The sequence below is a fragment of the Marinobacter sp. UBA2688 genome, from assembly GCF_002352785.1.
In the GTDB taxonomy this organism is placed as follows: Bacteria; Pseudomonadota; Gammaproteobacteria; order Pseudomonadales; family Oleiphilaceae; genus Marinobacter; species Marinobacter salarius.
In genome coordinates this window covers 161,992-162,709 of sequence record NZ_DELU01000009.1, presented here as the reverse complement: position 1 = coordinate 162,709, position 718 = coordinate 161,992, and the positions used below count along the sequence as shown (strand labels likewise).

General features: G+C 55.3%; 1 protein-coding gene. It reads right to left on the bottom strand.

Annotated elements, in window-relative coordinates; genetic code table 11:
- On the bottom strand, window positions 1-471 hold a 471-nt coding region (locus tag B3M52_RS04695), incomplete at its 3' end, for a DUF2505 domain-containing protein (RefSeq protein ID WP_286748988.1).
- Window positions 472-718 lie beyond the last annotated feature (247 nt).

Genomic DNA, 718 nt, shown 5'->3' with positions numbered 1-718 from the left:
GATCCTGTACTCCTTCTCGATCTTGGTATGGGAATCATCCGCCAGAAACCGCGCAATCTTCTTGCCCAGTAACGGCACTTCGCACCAGACATTCAGCGTAACGTAGTTGATGCAGGCCTGGTCTGTGCCCTGCAGGCGCATATTGCCCTTGATCTTCGCGGGCACGCCTTCAATTTTTACCCGGAACTCGCAATGCCATTCCCCGTCGTCCTTGCGGAACCAGTGCTCTTCCTGGCGTACGCGATTCCACTCTTTGTGAAAGCTCGCCAGGATGCCGGGCACCTCGGTGGAGGCCGTCATTTCACGCTCAACCACAACCTTCGCGGACAAGTCGTCACGGGTCAGCTCCGGTATATTCACATTGCGCGAACCCAGCCGCTGGTTTTTCTCCTGGATATGGGCCTCGTCGAAGAAAGCCCCAAGCACCCGGTCCAGGCCAGCATCGTATGAATGTCTCAATTCCAGTTCCATAAAGGCCTCCGTAAAAGAATGGCCTGATTGTGCGCGGTGAGTTTCATTCACACATTGGCCCGCCGGTCATCGGTGGATGGCATAGTGGTCAGCAGGCGTTGTTAACTGTAATATTCGCACTGGTTAACAGCCGACCTTTTGTTGGAACCTGACAGAACCCCACCGTTTGACGGAGATTTATCATGCGCAACGCTGACCTCGTCGCCCGCGGCCTCAAATCCGTATGGCACCCCTGCACCCAGATGAA